This window comes from Brevibacterium sp. FAM 27836 (assembly GCF_051351055.1).
Classification (GTDB): Bacteria; Actinomycetota; Actinomycetes; order Actinomycetales; family Brevibacteriaceae; genus Brevibacterium.
Map to the genome: position 1 here is coordinate 2,306,705 of NZ_CP195711.1, position 16,517 is coordinate 2,323,221.

Annotated in this window: 12 protein-coding genes; 9 read left to right on the top strand and 3 right to left on the bottom strand. The window is 63.4% G+C overall.

What is annotated here, in order from left to right; all coding sequences use genetic code 11:
• Positions 1–32 precede the first annotated feature (32 nt).
• A complete protein-coding gene (locus ACSE4D_RS10340; protein ID WP_436325920.1) occupies positions 33–1,109 on the bottom strand; it encodes an IS110 family transposase in 1,077 nt (358 codons plus the stop codon).
• Between the two features lie 592 nt (positions 1,110–1,701).
• Between ACSE4D_RS10340 and ACSE4D_RS10345 the strand changes: the two genes are divergently transcribed.
• Positions 1,702–5,361: an efflux RND transporter permease subunit gene (locus ACSE4D_RS10345; RefSeq protein ID WP_436327131.1), complete on the top strand. Its 3,660-nt coding sequence runs from the start codon at positions 1,702–1,704 to the stop codon at positions 5,359–5,361.
• An 81-nt stretch (positions 5,362–5,442) separates the two neighbouring features.
• Here the strand turns inward: ACSE4D_RS10345 and ACSE4D_RS10350 are convergent, their stop codons facing one another.
• Positions 5,443–6,228 (bottom strand): FadR/GntR family transcriptional regulator, encoded by a 786-nt coding sequence (locus tag ACSE4D_RS10350; protein ID WP_425118916.1) that lies wholly within the window; start codon positions 6,226–6,228, stop codon positions 5,443–5,445.
• Positions 6,229–6,467: 239 nt separating this feature from the next.
• Here ACSE4D_RS10350 and ACSE4D_RS10355 point away from each other — a divergent pair, with 239 nt between their 5' ends.
• Positions 6,468–8,156: an L-lactate permease gene (locus ACSE4D_RS10355; protein WP_425118915.1), complete on the top strand. Its 1,689-nt coding sequence runs from the start codon at positions 6,468–6,470 to the stop codon at positions 8,154–8,156.
• Between the two features lie 88 nt (positions 8,157–8,244).
• Entirely contained in the window at positions 8,245–9,513 is a 1,269-nt protein-coding gene (locus tag ACSE4D_RS10360; RefSeq protein WP_425118914.1) for an alpha-hydroxy acid oxidase, read from the top strand.
• Positions 9,514–9,656: 143 nt separating this feature from the next.
• Here ACSE4D_RS10360 and fepB read toward each other — a convergent pair whose 3' ends face one another.
• Positions 9,657–10,688 (bottom strand): Fe2+-enterobactin ABC transporter substrate-binding protein, encoded by a 1,032-nt coding sequence (fepB, locus tag ACSE4D_RS10365; RefSeq protein WP_425118913.1) that lies wholly within the window; start codon positions 10,686–10,688, stop codon positions 9,657–9,659.
• Positions 10,689–10,823: 135 nt separating this feature from the next.
• Here fepB and ACSE4D_RS10370 point away from each other — a divergent pair, with 135 nt between their 5' ends.
• The 6 genes from ACSE4D_RS10370 to ACSE4D_RS10395 all read left to right on the top strand — a co-directional run bounded on the left by ACSE4D_RS10370 (position 10,824) and on the right by ACSE4D_RS10395 (position 16,215).
• The gene (locus ACSE4D_RS10370) at positions 10,824–11,852 is read left to right on the top strand and encodes an ABC transporter substrate-binding protein (protein WP_425118912.1); all 1,029 of its coding nucleotides are present in this window, start codon (positions 10,824–10,826) and stop codon (positions 11,850–11,852) included.
• Positions 11,853–12,135: 283 nt separating this feature from the next.
• Complete coding sequence (locus ACSE4D_RS10375) at positions 12,136–12,558, top strand: phosphatase PAP2 family protein (RefSeq protein ID WP_436325921.1); 423 nt, start codon at positions 12,136–12,138, stop codon at positions 12,556–12,558.
• Between the two features lie 37 nt (positions 12,559–12,595).
• Positions 12,596–13,830, top strand: a protein-coding gene (locus tag ACSE4D_RS10380) for an IS3 family transposase (RefSeq protein ID WP_425120641.1) whose coding sequence is annotated in 2 segments (ribosomal slippage) — positions 12,596–12,881 and positions 12,881–13,830 — 1,236 coding nt in all. Because the reading frame shifts where the segments join, the coding sequence is not laid out codon by codon here.
• A gap of 44 nt (positions 13,831–13,874) precedes the next feature.
• The gene (locus tag ACSE4D_RS10385) at positions 13,875–14,033 is read left to right on the top strand and encodes a hypothetical protein (protein ID WP_436325922.1); all 159 of its coding nucleotides are present in this window, start codon (positions 13,875–13,877) and stop codon (positions 14,031–14,033) included.
• Positions 14,034–14,053: 20 nt separating this feature from the next.
• Entirely contained in the window at positions 14,054–15,565 is a 1,512-nt protein-coding gene (locus tag ACSE4D_RS10390) for a sensor histidine kinase (RefSeq protein WP_425118910.1), read from the top strand.
• A complete protein-coding gene (locus ACSE4D_RS10395) occupies positions 15,562–16,215 on the top strand; it encodes a response regulator (RefSeq protein WP_298415607.1) in 654 nt (217 codons plus the stop codon). The genes ACSE4D_RS10390 and ACSE4D_RS10395 overlap by 4 nt, the downstream gene beginning before the upstream one ends.
• Positions 16,216–16,517 lie beyond the last annotated feature (302 nt).

Consider the following 16,517-nt stretch of genomic DNA (forward strand, 5'->3'; position numbering starts at 1 on the left):
CGGCCCAGCAACCTCGATCCTTCTATGTCTTGTCAAGCGGATTGAGGAACGGTATCTAGCGCGTTGAGGATCCTGAAGATCCGGCGCGCTAGATACCGTTTGAGCTTGCGCTTGATTTCCTTCTTTGACTTCTTCGTCGGCTCCTCACCGTAGTGCTGGGCAACGTATTCTCGGGTTCGCTCGTCATGGACCATCCGGTTCATGATCACTGTGTGCAGGGCCCGGTTCAATTGCCGGTCCCCACCCCGGTTCAACCGGTGTCGGTGCGTGTTGCCCGACGACGCAGGAATCGGATTCACCCCGGCCAGGGCTGCGAATGCAGCCTCGTTACGGACCCGCCCCGAGTGGGACCATGCTGTGAAGCACACGGCGGCACTGAACGGGCCGATCCCGGGCTCGGCCAGCAAGGCAGCCGCCGGGCTGGCCTCGATGAGTTCGGTGAGTTTGTCGAGGTTGCTTGCCAACTCCTCATCGAGGTCAAGGACGCGTTTGGCCAATCGGATCGCCTCAGCTCGGACAGTGGACAGGCCGATGTCTTCTTTCCTGTCCCGCCATTTCGAGATCTCAACGAACTGATCGGCCGTTAACGGCTTGCGTGCATCGAGCCCCAGGTCGTTGGTGCGCACCAGCGCGGTCAAGGCGTTGATCGAACGGGTGCGTTCGGTGCTCATCGCGTCCCGGGCCGCCAACAGGACACGTAACGCCTGACGTATCCCTTCGCCCTGGCGCGGCCACCGCAACTGGTCGGCACCCAACGGCAATACGGATGCCGCGATTCGGCGGGAATCGAGCTCGTCGCTCTTACCCACCCCGTGGCGGGCTTTGGCATCCATACGAGCGGCCTCGACGACGGGATACCCGGTCGCGGCGATGTGCCCGGTCAGCACCGCCCCGTACGAAGCAGCACCTTCAACGACCCAGAGCGTGTCGAGGTCACCGTCGGTGCGCCGGCCAACCCAGTTCATTGCTCGTTTGATGCCGGCCGAAGTGGTTGGGAAGGTGCCGGTGTCGATGAGGGCACCGGTGCTGGTGATGATCGTGTAGACGTGGTTTCTGGCGTGTGTATCGACGCCGATGAAGAAACTGTACAAGTGCGCGACAATGGACATAGCGGTTCGAAGCTCCCTGTTTGACCGATAGGTTGTACGGCCGCTTGCGGCCGGTACCGGTCCGGGTAGGAATCACTTCGGAACAACACTGTGATGAGTCACGCCCCCGGTCTTTTGGGGGTGGACAGCCTTCTGATCAAGTTACCGATGTGGGCCGAGCTGGTGCCGGCCGCACCATCCATGTGATCGGACAAATCGAGGTCACGACACCACTGTGTGGGTCAGCGCGAGGTGGAGTCACGATCACAGGATGGAGAGGCCAACACCTACTCTGCCAGCCAGTCCCAGACCAGCCACTGTCAATACTCACAGCGCGAGGTTGCTGGGCCGCCGTCAGGTAGTCCTGGGCGGAAATCCTCCGGGTTCCCTCCGTTTTTCCTGAGGGCAGGCGGGAGGGCAGCACCCGCGCCCCGCAGCGGCTTGGAGATCTAGGGTCGAATCAGTGTTCGCCGCTTGGGAGAAATCATCCTTTTGGGGGACACCGTTGACTACTTTCGGGCGATCCGCAGCCGCGTCGGGCCCGGAAGACTTGAGAAAGTGCCCCATTCTCAGTCCCGACCCCCGGAGGAACCCCGTGCACCTGATCACCCGGATGAGTCTGAAGAACCGCCTCATCGTCGGACTGCTCACCCTCGTGATCGCCGTCTTCGGCATCGTCGCGACGACCTCGCTCAATCAGGAGACGATGCCCTCGGTCGATCTGCCCAGCACTTCGGTGCAGGCGACCGTCCCCGGTGCCTCCCCCGAGGTCGTCGAGGAGACCGTGACGAAACCTGTGGAGACCGCGCTCGAAGGGATAGGCGAACTCGAATCGGTCACCACCTCCACCTCGTCGGGAATGATGACCGCCGAGGTGACCTGGCCCTTCGGCAAGGACTCCGAGAAGATGACCGACTCGATCCGCTCCGCCGTCGACGGGGCGAAGGCGAGCCTTCCCGACGACGCCGAGGTCGAGGTTCTGTCCTATCAGATGGACGACGTCCCGGTGTCGATGTTCGCCGTCTCCGGTGGAGATCCGAAGACGCTCGGCGACCGGCTCGAAGCCGACCTCGTCCCCGAACTGCGCGCCCTCGACGGTGTCTCGAACGTTGAGGTCACCGGCCAGGACGAGCAGCGGGTGAGCATCGCCTTCCGGCCCAGGGACGTGGCGGACAAGAACGTCGTCGAATCCTCGGTCCCCGATGAACTCGAAGCCGCCGGCACCGTCGTCCCCGCCGGTCGCAGCAGCCAGGGCGACACCTCGATGGCCGTCGAGGTCGGCACCGAGGTCGACGCCGTCAAACAGATCGAGAAGACGCCGCTGCGCACCCAAGACGGCACCGTGCTGCTCGGCGATGTCGCCGACGTCGACCTCGACTCGATCGAGAAGACCTCCTTGTCCCGCGCCGACGGCAAGGACTCCGTGACCGTATCGGTGACCAAGGACCAGGACGCCAATGTCGTCGACGTCTCCCATAAGGTCGCAGACACTCTGGATCGAGTGGGCCCGAAGCTCGGAGAAGATACGGAGTTCTCCACGATCTTCGACCAGGCACCGGAGATCGAGAAGTCGATCCATGACCTTTCCGTCGAAGGCGGACTCGGCCTGATCTTCGCGATCTTCGTCATCCTCGCCTTCCTCGGCTCCTTCCGCTCGACCATCGTCGCCGCGATCTCGATCCCGATGTCGCTGCTCATCGCGATGATCGGGCTGATGGTCGGCGATTACACCCTCAACATCCTCACCTTAGGCGCCCTGACGATCGCCGTCGGACGAGTCGTTGACGACTCCATTGTCGTCATCGAGAACATCAGGAGGCGCCAGGGAACGACCGACCTGACGATTGAGGACATCGTGGCCAGCGTCAGACAGGTCGCCGGAGCCATCACAGCCTCGACCCTGACCACCGTCGCGGTGTTCCTGCCCATCGCCTTCGTCGACGGCATCGCCGGACAGCTCTTCCGCCCTTTCTCCGTCACCGTCTCCCTGGCGCTGCTCGCCTCCCTCGTCGTCGCGTTGACGATCGTCCCGGTCTTCAGCTACTGGGTCCTGCGCCGCAGCCCCAAACCGCTCTCGCCCAAGCGCCAAGCAGCCACCGATCGCAGCTATGAGCTGTGGGCCGCCAGGCAGCACAGGCGCTCCGTGGCGCGTGCCGAACGCCGCCAGAGAACGATCCAGAAGAAGAACGCCAAACGCGCAGCCAAGGGCAAGGACGCGCTGCCGGATGCGACCGTCGAACCCGTCGTCGCTCCCGCCCCCGGAAACGGTGAGGCCTCCGGCAGGATCGACCGCCTCCAACAGCGCAGCCTGCCGGCGATCATCTCCGCCCTGCACCACCCCTGGCGGACCATCGCCTTCTCCGTCGTCATCTTCATCGTCACGATGGTGTGCGCGACCTTCCTCAAGACGGACCTGCTCGGATCGGCCGGGCAGAACTCCGTGTACATCACCCAGACCCTGCCCGCGGGTGCCTCGCTCGAAGCCGGTGACAAGGCCGCGAAGCGTGTGGAAGCCGTGCTCGGTGACGACCCGGACGTCGACACCTATTCGACGACGGTCAACGGACCGGAATCAGGTGCGGAGAACCAGTTCAACGTCACCCTGGCGGAGGACTCCGAGGCCGAAGTCGCGACGAACCGCCTCCGCACCCAACTCGACGACCTCGGGAAGGACGCGGGCGAGATCGACGTCCAGGACGCCGGCGGCTCCGTCAGCGAGGACGTCGAGGTCACACTCTCCGGCACCGACCTGAGCGCCCTGCGGAAGGCCGCCGACGAGGTCACCGCGACGATGGCCGACACCGAGGGGGTCCAGAACGCCCGCAACGACCTCGCCGCTGACCAGCCGGTCATCGAGGTCGACGTCGATCGGGAGAAAGCAGCCGACTTTGGATTCAGCCAGGCTGAGGTCGGGCAGGCCATCGCCGCCGCACTCCACGGTGTCGAGGCCGGCACCATCACCCTCAATGGCCAGGAGCGCGACATCACCCTCGCTCCGACTCATCCGGATGCAACCCCGGACGAGATCCGTGCTCTCGAACTGCCCGTCACCGAGGTGCAGACGCAGAACGCCCAGGAGGATGCGACGGACCGGGTCGAGGAGAAGACCGATGCCCGCGCCGAGGAGGCCAAGCGCAAGGCCGCAGACGAATCGGCCGAGCAGCTCGAATCCGCTCGCGAGGCCCGTGACGATGCCGCCGACCAGCTCGAAGAGGCCCGCAAGGCTCTGCGCGATGCCGAGAATCCGCCGCCGACTCCGAGCCCGGGCGACATGGCTGCCGACCAGGTGGAACAGGCCCGCGAAGGCGTCGAACAGGCAGAGAAGGGACTGAAGGAAGCCAACGACGCCATCGACGACCTCGTCGACGGCCAGCGTGAACAGGAGCAGAGCCAGGAGGAGGAAGAAGCGCTTGCCGATGAGCAGGCCGCCATCCCCGATATCAAGGGCGAACCGATCACCGTCGACGAGATCGCGGAGGTGAAGAAGACCGAGACCCCGGCGACGATCGACCGTGCCGACGGAGACCGGAAGGTCACCGTGTTCGCAACTCCGTCCAGCGGTCAGCTCGAAACGGTCACCGCTGCGGCCACCGATCTGACCGCGACCATGGATCTGCCCGACGGAGTCAGTTTCGACGTCGGCGGTGCCAGCCAGGAGCAGGCGGAATCCTTCGGTCAGCTCGGTATGGCGATGGCCGTGGCGATCGTGCTCGTGTTCCTCGTGATGATCGCGACGTTCCGCAGCTTCGTCCAGCCGCTCATCCTGCTGGTGTCGATTCCGTTCGCAGCGACCGGAGCCGTGCTGCTCTTGCTGGCGACCGGCACACCATTGGGCATTCCCTCACTCATCGGTCTGCTCATGCTCATCGGCATCGTCGTGACGAACGCGATCGTGCTCATCGACCTCATCAACAAGCTGCGGGAGGACGGACTCGAACTCATGGACGCGATCGTCCACGGCACCCGACTGCGCCTGCGCCCGATCCTCATGACCGCGGCCGCGACGATCTTCGCCCTCGTGCCGATGTCGTTGGGGCTCACCGGTGGGGGAGTCTTCATCTCGCAGCCCCTGGCGATCGTCGTCATCGGCGGCCTCACCTCATCGACGGTGCTCACGCTCATCCTCGTCCCCGCCCTCTACCTCCTTGTCGAACGACGCAAGGAGATCCGAGCGGCGCACAAGGAGCAGAAGCGCGCCAAGCGACAGGCGGAGGACGAGGCGAGGATCGAAGAGGAGACCTCCGAGGTGGCCCTGCACTCCAACGACCACTGAACCCCTCAATTGCTACCTGACGGCGGCCCAGCAACCTCGCGCAAGGTTGCTGGGCCGCCGTCAGGTAGCAATTGGGGTGGGTTAGGTGTCGGAGAGGCCGGGGAGGCGTGAAGCGGCGAAGCGGATGTGCTCTTCGGTGAGAGCCGCGGCATCTTCGGCGCGACCAGCAGTGATGGCGTCCATGATCCCGTGATGCTGGGACTGCAGCTTCGCCATCAGCGCCTGCTGGTCGTCGACGCGGCTGAATGAGGAGAAGATCGACTTCCGCAGAGAAGTGCGGATGGCCCCGGTGAGGTCGGAGAACAGCTGATTGCCCGCCGCCTGGGCGATGGCGACGTGGAAAGCGGTGTCCGCGTCGTTGAAAGTCTCCAAGCTGATCCCGGGAGTGTCCATCATCGCCAGCTGCGCATTGACCTCGGCCAGCGCGTCCTTATCGGCACGGGTCGCCGCGAGGACCGCGCTCGAGCGTTCGAGCTGGATGCGCGTCTCAGTCACGTCGTCGATGCTGAAGTTCGTGAGCGCCACATGAAGGCGGAGGAACCGGGTGAGTGCAGCCGAGGGCATCGCGGCGATGAACGTGCCGGCGCCGCGGCCGGACCCGCCCGAGGAACGGACGACGCCGAGGCTGTCGAGCACGCGCAGCGCCTCGCGCACACTGGCGCGACTGACGCCGAGCTTCGTCGCCAGGTCCCGTTCGGCAGGCAGAGGATCTCCGACCCCCAGCGAACCGGCCATGATCTGCTCTTCGACGGCATCGATGACGAGCTCATAGGTGCTCGCCCGGTTCACGGGTTTCCATTCGGGACCGTCGGCCGCCTCGGCGCTGACTGTCTGTTCCGGGCGGACCTCGTTCGTGTCATCGTTCATGGTCGTCTCCACCGCGCCATCATGTCATGCCTCTCGTTGCTCGTCGTCCTGCTCGTGGGGATGCGACCGGAACCGCCGCCGGAAGAAAACAGTTGACGCAGATCACACCCTCGTCCTATGCTCAGATTAATGGTCTGACCTCATAAAGGCCATACTGAAAATTCTAATCGTTCGAGTTCGGAGCGCGTTCACAGGGGAACGGACCCGATGTGGGCAGGCCCGGCCGATCTGGAGAAGCCATGTACACACCTGAAATCGCACCGGTGGCCGACAGCCTGCTGTGGTCGTCCCTGTTGGCGATCCTGCCGCTGCTGACGATCTTCGTCACCCTCGGCGCACTCAAATGGAAGGCCCATTGGGCCGGACTGACCGCCGTCGGCGTCGCTCTCATCGTCGCGATCGCCGCCTACGGAATGCCGGTCGGACTCGCCGCGCTCTCGGCGACACAGGGGGTCGCCTTCGGACTGTTCCCGATCATGTGGATCGTCATCACCGCGATCTGGCTCTACGAACTCACCGTGCGCTCGGGCCACTTCGAGGACTTGCGGCTGGTCATCAACGTCATCTCCGATGACCCGCGCATCCAGGCCATCATCGTCGCCTTCTGCTTCGGCGGCCTCCTCGAAGCGCTCGCCGGATTCGGTGCCCCGGTGGCGATCACCGGTGTCATGCTCGTCGCCGTCGGCTTCACCGCTATGCGAGCGGCCGTCGTCGTCCTCGTTGCCAACACCGCGCCCGTGGCCTTCGGCGCCATCGCCATCCCGATCATCACCGCCGGCACTCTGACGGGAATCGACTACCAGGACATCGGCGCCATGGTCGGTCACCAGACCCCGTTCCTCGCCGCAGTCGTGCCGCTCTTCCTCGTCCTGCTCGTCGACGGGCGTCGCGGGCTGAAGCAGATCTGGCCGCTTGCCCTCGTCGTGGGCATCGCCTTCGGCCTCGCCCAGTACGTCTCCGCCACGTTCCTCTCCGTCGAACTCACCGACATCATCGCCTCCCTCGTCGGCCTCGCAGTCGTCGTCATCATGCTGCGCTTCTGGAAGCCGAAGGGCGGTCAGGACGCACTCGACCGCATGGCCGATGAGCGCGAACACGAAGGCGCCGATGCTCCTGATGCCGGCGGTGCCTCTGCTGCCGTTGCCACCGATGTGAAGAAGGAGACCGCGCCGCTGACCGGGTCCCGAGTCTTCCTCGCGCTCTTTCCCTATCTGCTCGTCATCGTCATCTTCTCCGTGGCCAAACTCGTGCCGGTAATCAACAACTGGCTGGCCTCGACCGATGTGAAGATCCCCTGGCCCGGACTGGATGGGAACATCCGCAACGCCGCCGGCGAAGTCTCGACGAGCACGGTCTACAACTTCCAATGGCTGTCTTCCCCTGGCACCCTGCTGCTCATTTCCGGCATCATCGTCGCGATCGTGTACAAGATGTCGGCGAAGGACGCCGTCGATGTCTTCATCGTCAACGTCGTGAAGATGAAGTTCTCGATCCTCACCGTCGGCTCCGTTCTCGCGCTGGCCTATGTCATGAACCTCTCGGGCCAGACGATCACCATCGGAACCTGGATCGCCGGCACCGGAGCCTTCTTCGCCTTCCTCTCGCCGATCCTCGGCTGGCTGGGCACTGCTGTGACCGGTTCGGACACCTCGGCGAACGCACTGTTCGCGACCCTGCAGCAGACCGCCGCACACGAGGCCGGGCTCAACCCGCTGCTGCTCGTCGGCGCCAACAGCTCCGGCGGCGTCCTCGGCAAGATGGTCAGCCCGCAGAACCTCACCATCGCGGCCACCGCCGTCGGTCTGCTCGGCAAGGAGGCCTCGATCCTCCGCCGCGTCATCGGCTGGTCCCTGGGCATGCTCGTCGCCATGTGTCTGCTCGTCGGACTCCAGTCGACGGTGCTGTCCTGGATGGTCCCCGGCTCCTGAATCCGCGCGGCGCCGTCTTGCCGATCGGACCACCCGCACCAGCCACCACCCACTTCTCAACCACCGCCTAATCAAAGGAGCGAAAAACATGGTCAAGAGGCAGATTCCTCAGCCGGCCGAGATCTTCGAGCTGATGAAGTTCAAGAAGTTCGAACTCGACCCGAAGAAGCGTCGCTTGGAGAATGCGCTGACGATCGAGGACCTGCGCAAGATCGCGAAGCGCCGGACCCCGGCCGCGGCGTTCGACTACACGGATGGGGCCGCCGAGGGTGAGATCTCGATGGAGCGCTCGGTCCAGTCCTTCCGCGATATCGAGTTCCACCCCTCGATCCTCAAGGACGTCACGAACGTCGACACCTCGACCCAGATCATGGGCGGCAGCTCGGCCATGCCCTTCGGCATCGCGCCGACCGGCTTCACCCGACTCATGCAGACCGAGGGTGAGACCGCCGGCGCCGGCGCCGCGGGGGCTGCGGGCATCCCGTTCACGCTCTCGACGCTGGGCACGACGTCGATCGAGGACGTCAAGAAGACCAACCCGCACGGGCGCAATTGGTTCCAGCTCTATGTGATGAAGCAGCGCGACATCTCCTACGGCCTCGTCGAGCGGGCGAAGAACGCCGGGTTCGACACTCTCTTCTTCACCGTCGACGCTCCCGTCGCCGGTGCCCGACTGCGCGATACGCGCAACGGCTTCTCCATTCCGCCGCAGCTGACCCCGCAGACGATCCTCAACGCCATCCCTCGTCCCTGGTGGTGGTGGGACTTCCTGACCACCCCGAAGCTCGAGTTCGCGTCCCTGTCGGAGACCGGCGGCACCGTCGGCGAGCTCCTCGATTCGGCGATGGACCCCTCCATCAACTTCGATGACCTCGCCGAGATCCGCGCCATGTGGCCCGGCAAATTCTCCGTCAAGGGCGTGCAGACGCTCGAGGATGCGAAAAAGCTCGCCGACCTCGGCGTCGATTCGATCGTCCTGTCCAACCACGGCGGGCGCCAGCTCGATCGCGCGCCCGTGCCCTTCGAACTCCTCCCCGAGGTGGCTCGCGAGATCGGCAAGGACGTGGAGATCATCATCGACACCGGAATCCGCAACGGCGCCGACATCGTCGCGTCGTTGGCGCTGGGCGCGGACTTCACGCTCATCGGCCGCGCCTACCTCTTCGGCCTCATGGCCGGCGGTCGAGCAGGAGTGGACCGGACGATCGAGATCCTCGGCGAGCAGGTCGAGCGCACCATGCGCCTGCTCCAGGTCGCCGATGTCTCCGATCTCAACCCGTCCCATGTGACCCAGCTGCGTCAATTCAACCGCGAAGAGCGCGCGGAGATCATCAGCTCCCGCCCGGCCAAGGGCTGATTCGCCGAGGCGGCCCCGCGGAGGTCGATCCGACCACCGAGGCGGCCCCGCCGGGGTCGCCCAGATGGCTCCATAGGCAGAGAACGGACGGCCGGCAGCGAGAAGTATCGTCGTTGCCGGCCGTCCGTTTCGGGTTCAGGTGATCACTTGCCGAATTCGTCCTCGATGCGGTCGAGGACGTTCGTGGCGGAGTAGTAGTCGAGGCGGAATGAGTCGAGGCCCATCGGGTAGACGGCATCGTTCTTCACCGCCGGTGTGCTCTCGACCAGCGAGTTCTTCGCGTACGACGCGGCGGTCTTCTCGTTCGCGTTGAACAGGAACACGGATTCGCCGGTGACGGCCTTCGACAGGTTCTCACCGGTGACTTCGACGATATCGGCACGTTTGCCCATTTCGCCTTGGCCGGCCGTGCCTTCGGGGACCTCGGCGAGTTCGAAGCCGACCTCTTGGAGGAGCTTGCCTTGAGCGGATTCCGGGGTCCAGATGTTCGCGCTGGCCCCGGATCCTCCGCCCTTGGCCTTCTCGTTGAAGATCATGCCGGTGACCGGCTGCTTCGGGGCGTCGATGGCGGACTTGACCTCCTCGGCGCGGGAACCGAACTCGTCGTTGACCTTCTTCGCCTCATCCTCGTGGCCGGTGATCTCACCGAGCTTGGTGGTGACCTCCTGCCAGTCCTTGTCGCCGTAGTCGATGACGACGGTCGGAGCGATGTCGCTGAGCTGATCGTAGATGGCGTTCGCTGAGTCCTGGCCGGTCTTCGAGACCACAATGAGGTCAGGTTCCTCGGCGAGTACGGCCTCGACATCGGGGTCGCCCTGGTAGAGGGCCTTGACGTCCTTCTCCTTCGCGACGTCGCTCCACTGCGTGAAGAAGCCTTGATCGTCGGCAACGGGGGAATTGGGCATGGTGGCCCCGGAGGCGGTGACCGGTGCGTCGACGGCGAGGAGGCTGCCGGTGAGAGTCACCGAGGTGGAGACGATCGATTCGGGAGCTTCGTCGATGATCACTTCGTGGCCGGCGTCGTCCGTGATCGTCAGGGGCCATTGACCGTCGGCGGCGGTGTCGCCATCGCCGGAGTCGGAAGAGCCGGACCCGCCGCAGGCGCTGAGGCTGAGAGCGGTGGCGAGGGTGACTGCGGCAAATACGCGTGTGCTGCCGGGTTTGACGCGGGACATAGGGGACCTTTCGAGAATGTTCGCTTGCGAAGATGAGCCTAACCTAAGTAGGCCCGGGAAACTGCATTCGTGGTGCGATTCAGCGGAAGGTGCGGCGTGTCGAGCGAAGTATCCACTTAGGGTAGGCTCATCTTCGTGAAATCGACTCTGAAGAATCGGGCGGTTGCTGTGGCCGCCTCAGCTCTGACCATTGCCCTGCTCGCTGTCGGCTGTGCCGCCGAGGGTGACAAGGGCGCCGACGGGGACGCCGGAAACAAAGATGTTGCGACAGGAGGCGAGGCCTTCGGCACTGCTGATGAGGAGACTGCGAAGCTCGGCAGCGATGCCGAGGCCGGGGTCTTCCCGCGGACGGTCAAGCATGCGAATGGCACGACGGAGATCGAGAAGAAGCCCGAGCGCGTCGTCGTCCTCGACACGGGAGAGCTCGACGATGTCCTGTCGCTGGGCATCACACCCGTCGGCATGGTGACGACCGAAGGCGCCAGCCCGGTGCCGAGCTATCTCGAAGACCAGGTCAAGGGAGTCGAGACGGTCGGCACGATTCAGGAGCTTGATCTCGAGAAGATCGCCTCACTCGAACCTGACCTCATCCTCGGCAGCCAGCTGCGCGCCGACAAACTCTATGACGAACTCGACTCCATTGCTCCGACGGTGTTCTCGATCCGTCCCGGTTTCCCGTGGAAGGAGAACTTCCGCCTCGTGGGTGAGGCGATGGGCATGGAAGACGAGACGACGAAGGAGCTTGAGGAGTACGCTCGCGAGGCTGGAGAGCTCAAGGACTCCGTCGACGGCGACCCGACGATCTCGCTCGTGCGCTTCATGCCTGATCGCCTGCGCCTGTACGCGAACCAGTCGCTCATCGGCGTCATCCTCCATGACGCCGGGTTCAAGCGACCGAAGAATCAGGACGTCGACGAACTCGCCGTCGAGATCTCACCGGAGAACCTCGATCAGGCCGGCGGCGACTATGTCTTCTATACGAGCTACGGCGATCCGGAAGCCACCGGAGAGAAGAAGGCGCTGGAGTCGAGCCAGTGGAAGGGCCTCGATGCGGTCAAGGACGGCAAGGCCATCCGCGTCAATGATGATGTGTGGTTCCTCGGACTCGGCCCGACCGGGGCCGGTCAGATTCTCGACGATCTGGAGGACCACCTCGGCGAATGATCGGCCGATCCTCAGCCGAATGAACGGCCCCTGGCACCACTGACGGCCCCGGTTTTCCGGGGCCGTCGGTTGTAGGATCTCGCTGCACTTGTCAGGATCGCACAACGCTGACCTGGGACATGACAAGTTGGTGAGATTGCTCCCGTCTCACTAACTTGTCGTAATCCTTCAGGGAGAATTTCGTCTGCGGAAACTACGGTGCGGTCATCAACCCAACTTTAGTTGGGTGGTTCCCGACCATCAGCGGGTCCGCAGACCAGGCCCTGGCTTCTAATCTGCGGGAATGAATCACACCATCTCTGCATCGACCGCTGCCGATTCCGCCCGTGTCCTTGAACTCTCCGATCTGACGTCCCAACTGAGCATCATTGCTCTCGGCGTTCTTTGCGCAGTATTCGTCATTCTGGCCGTGGTACGCCGCAGGCCCGGAGCCTTGGCCGCGCTCGCCGCGGCCGGTGCGGGTTCTGTACTCTCCTATCTGCTCAGCGAAGTCCTCAAGATGCTCGTCCGACAGCCTCGCCCTTGCCACCTCGATATGCCCAGTCCGGAATGTCCTCCCCTCGATGACTGGTCTTTTCCCTCTAACCACGCCGTGATCGCGTTCGGTCTCGCCCTGGCTGTGATCGTCGGATCTCGCCGGCTCTGGATCGTAGCGGTGCCTCTGGCTCTCATCACAGCGACCGGGAGGTGGGGTGTCATGATTTGAGTAGACAGCAGAACCCGATGAAAGGAAACTGCTGCACATGACTACCAACCAATCCCCGCGGCGGCCCCGCAGAGAGTTCACCTCGGAGTTCAAGGCCGACGCCGTCGCGATGGTCACCGACCTCGGGAAGTCCCGAGCCGAAGTCGCCCGCGACCTCGACATCAACGAGTCGACGCTGGGCCGGTGGGTCGCGAAGGCCACTGGCACTGAAGGAACCGGCTCCGGATCAGCTCGACGCGCTCCCGACGCCAACAGTGATGACCCGGCCGAGATGGCCAAGGAAATCGCTCGTTTGAAGCAGGAGAACGCGTTCTTGAAAAAAGCCGCGGCCTTCTTCGCGAAGGAACAGCCGTGAGCGCGAAGTACGAGCTGATCCACACCGAAGAAGGCGCCTTCCCCGTCACCTTGATGACCCAGATTCTGGGAATTGAGCGCACCGGCTACTATGCGTGGAAGAACCGGCAGGACACCGAACCGGACCCTGAGTCCAGGCGTGGTCGCCGCCAGATCGTCGCCGACCGGGTCTACGCCCTGTGGTTGGCGTCGAACAAGGTCTACGGCATTCGCCGGATCCACAAGGATCTCGCAGCCGAAGGGATCACCGTTTCGCTGGGGTTGGTCGCTGCGATCATGCGCGAGCTCGGGATCGCGGGTGTCCAACCCCGGGCAACGAAGCGAACCACGATCCCTGCCGCCGATGCCCAGGACAGGGCGGATCTGGTGCGGCGGGAGTTCAACCCGCCGGTACCCACGACGCATCTGGTCAGCGACATCACTTATCTGAAGACGGGTGAGGGGTGGTTGTTCCTGGCCACGGTCATCGATCTCACGACCCGGATGGTGGTGGGGTGGGCGACGGCGAAGCATATGCGCACGAGTCTGATCATCGATGCTCTTAAGGTCGCCTACCAGGGCGGATACGTTGCCGAGGGCGCAATAGCGCATTCGGATCGAGGCAGCCAGTACACCTCTGCGGAGTATGCGGAAGTCGCACGATTGATGCAGGTTCGCTTGTCAGTGGGCAGGACTGGGGTGTGTTGGGACAACGCGGTCGCGGAGGCGTTTTTCGCTTCGTTGAAGAATGAGATGTTCCATCGTCAGCGATTCGCTACTCGCGCAAGGGCACGGCTGGCGGTCGCGGAGTATATCGAGGTGTTCTACAACCGGAAGAGGCGTCACTCGGCGTTGGGCTATGAGATCCCTGCCCGGGCGATGGAGTCGTTCTTCGATCGCACCGAGACGGAATCATCGGCAGCCGACCGGGCTGCTTGAGGAAATAGTGTTCTCCTGTCGAAACAACTTGACACAGTCCAAGGGTGCTCTCGCATGAACACTTCGTCCACGACGTCGTGGTCGGCGGACTCATAGGTATCATTGTCGTGGCCTTGACCGTACTGCTGCTCCAACGAGCCCTCACCCCGCTGGCCGACCGCATCGTCTCTGTGGTCCACCACGAACCCCGTGCGACTCGGTGAGCTCCTGCGACAATGGAGGTATGAGACGCCTGCGGATCGAACCCAACTTCGTCCTCGAAGCGGTTTGCGCGTTCGTGGTCGCAGCCTCGGCAAGCCTCCTGTGGGCCTCTTCCGGGTGGGCCTTCCTCACCATGGTCATTGGCATCGCGCTAGGAACAGTGCTCTCGCGCAGCAATTCGGTGCTCATCGGAGGTTCGATCGTCACGGCCGGAAGTCTGCTGTTCACTGTCGTCCTCGATCTGCCGAGCAACTATCTGCTCAATTGGACGGTTCTGGTCATTGTCACCGGACTGCTGCCCTACGCCCTCACTCGGGGATGGATGATTCGCGGTCTTGCGATGAAATCAGCCGAATCCGCTGTGCAGGCTCGCTCCATTGCCCGCCGCAACGCCATCGAATCGGCTTACAGCGAGGAGAAGAGACGGATCGCCGAGGAGTTGCACGATGAGCTCGGTCATCAGCTCAGTCTCACCTCGGTCCAGATCAATGCGTTGTCTCTCGATGATTCCCTCACCGAGAAGCAGCGGAAGGCCCTTGCCGACATGAATCGACGACTGCGCGAGAGCGTGTCTACCTTAGCTCACACGGTGGAGATCCTACGGGACGGAGCCCCGGCACCGACCAGCCCGGTGTCGACATCTCTGAGCTCCGCTGGCGATGACCTCCCCGAGCCGTCGGGCACTTTGGGCAAAGGTACGGAGAAACAAACAGCGGCCGAGCTACTCGCCGAAGCGGAATCAGCCGGGACTCGTGTCACGATCACCGTTGGTGATCGCGAACAGCTCGATGAGTTCCCTGCCGGCTCGCTGGTCGGCAAGGTTCTCAGAGAGGGACTGACGAACGCTCTCAAACACGCTCCTGGTCAGGTCGTCGGCATCAATCTCGGCTTCGACTCCGCACAGTTGCTGATGTCGATGGACAACGACATGCCCACAGACTCCACCCACCGAACTCTCGGTGCCGGAACCGGTATCTCCTCGCTGAAATCGGCCGTCGAGGCACAGGGCGGAGACCTGGATCAAATCATCGAGACCGATCAGCATGAACTGAGACTCTCACTGCCGTTGACCGCACCGGCGCGGGATCACGAGCCCCAGGCGAACTCGACGCCCCTTGGGTCGGACGATGATCCATCGGTCGAACTGGGCGCCGCCCGCATGCGTGGGAACAAACGGCTGGCCATAGCAGCGGCTCTGCCCTTGGCTGCCCTCTGCCTGGTCATCGGCGCAGTTGTGCTCAACAATTGGTGGCATGCTGAACGATCGCTCCTCTCGGCAGACGTTCTCAAGTCGCTGTCGATCGGCATGTCCACTGCGCAGACCCAAAGAGAACTCCCGGACGAGGAGTACACGCTGATCAGCAACGAGGAACGTCAGCGAGCCAATGAAGGTGCTCCGCCCGGATCGACATGTCGGTTCTATGCTCTCACCGCTGACCAGCTCTCAGACCGCTCAGGAGATCTCGCCCGACTCTGCTTCTCCTCCGGAGAACTGGTGTCCATCGATACCATCGTGACGGGAGTCCAGCAATGACAGTGGTCAGAGCGGTGCTCGTCGACGACGAACCCTTGGTCAGGTCCGGGATTCGAACCATCGTGGAGACGACCGGATCTGCTCGCGTAGTGGGCGAGGCCGGTGACGGCAAGCAGGCGCTGTCCGTCGTTCGCGAGGTGGTTCCCGATGTCGTCCTCCTTGACATCAGAATGCCAGTGATGGATGGCATCACTGCAGCAAGAAACATTGCTGAAGCCTTTCCTCAGATCGGAATCATCATGCTCACCACCTTCGGCGAGTCCGACTACGTCACTGCGGCCTTGTCCATTGGGGTGAGCGGATTCGTGCTCAAAGCAGGAGAACCGGCCGAACTCACCCACGCCATCCACGCATCGGCCTCTGGTGGAGCCTATTTCTCCCCGCAGGTAGCGGCCCAACTTGCTCAGCGTGCCGGAACGACCTCGAGAGTCGATGACGATGCGCAGCGTCGGGTGCGCCGCCTCAACGATCGTGAGACTGAGGTCCTTCTCCAGCTCGCCGAAGGAGCCTCCAATGCCGAGATTGCCGACGCACTCTTCCTCAGCGTCGGCACTGTCAAGTGGTACGTGACCCAGATGCTGAGAAGTCTCGGAGCACGCAATCGGGTCGAAGCGGCGCTCCTGGCATACCGCTCGGGACTCGTAGCCTAATCGACATCGTAGTCGGAGAACCGGTGGTTCTTTTGAGCCGCCTATCGAAATGCGATATTCCTAATAGTCGTCAACTTTTGAGTTCGTCTGTGCTCGAACCGGTGGTAGACCTCGACGATGACGGAGCGCTTCATCAATCTGATGATGTCCAGTATGTGGCCGCCCGTGGTCGCAGACGAGAACAATCCTGGGTAGTGACGCTGAAATGCGTGCGACCTGGGCGGCCGGACTGGTCGGTCCGTCGATAGACGGGTGCTGTCCACGGCACCCACAGTCGTCGCTACCGAGGTGTCCTCCTCGGT

What these genes read in the sequence shown, in the direction of transcription:
- ACSE4D_RS10340 (WP_436325920.1), bottom strand. Translation starts at nt 1,109, where the DNA reads ATGTCCATTGTCGCGCACTTGTACAGTTTCTTCATCGGCGTCGATACA.
- ACSE4D_RS10345 (WP_436327131.1), top strand. Translation starts at nt 1,702, where the DNA reads ATGAGTCTGAAGAACCGCCTCATCGTCGGACTGCTCACCCTCGTGATC.
- ACSE4D_RS10350 (WP_425118916.1), bottom strand. Translation starts at nt 6,228, where the DNA reads ATGAACGATGACACGAACGAGGTCCGCCCGGAACAGACAGTCAGCGCC.
- ACSE4D_RS10355 (WP_425118915.1), top strand. Translation starts at nt 6,468, where the DNA reads ATGTACACACCTGAAATCGCACCGGTGGCCGACAGCCTGCTGTGGTCG.
- ACSE4D_RS10360 (WP_425118914.1), top strand. Translation starts at nt 8,245, where the DNA reads ATGGTCAAGAGGCAGATTCCTCAGCCGGCCGAGATCTTCGAGCTGATG.
- fepB (WP_425118913.1), bottom strand. Translation starts at nt 10,688, where the DNA reads ATGTCCCGCGTCAAACCCGGCAGCACACGCGTATTTGCCGCAGTCACC.
- ACSE4D_RS10375 (WP_436325921.1), top strand. Translation starts at nt 12,136, where the DNA reads ATGAATCACACCATCTCTGCATCGACCGCTGCCGATTCCGCCCGTGTC.
- ACSE4D_RS10390 (WP_425118910.1), top strand. Translation starts at nt 14,054, where the DNA reads ATGAGACGCCTGCGGATCGAACCCAACTTCGTCCTCGAAGCGGTTTGC.
- ACSE4D_RS10395 (WP_298415607.1), top strand. Translation starts at nt 15,562, where the DNA reads ATGACAGTGGTCAGAGCGGTGCTCGTCGACGACGAACCCTTGGTCAGG.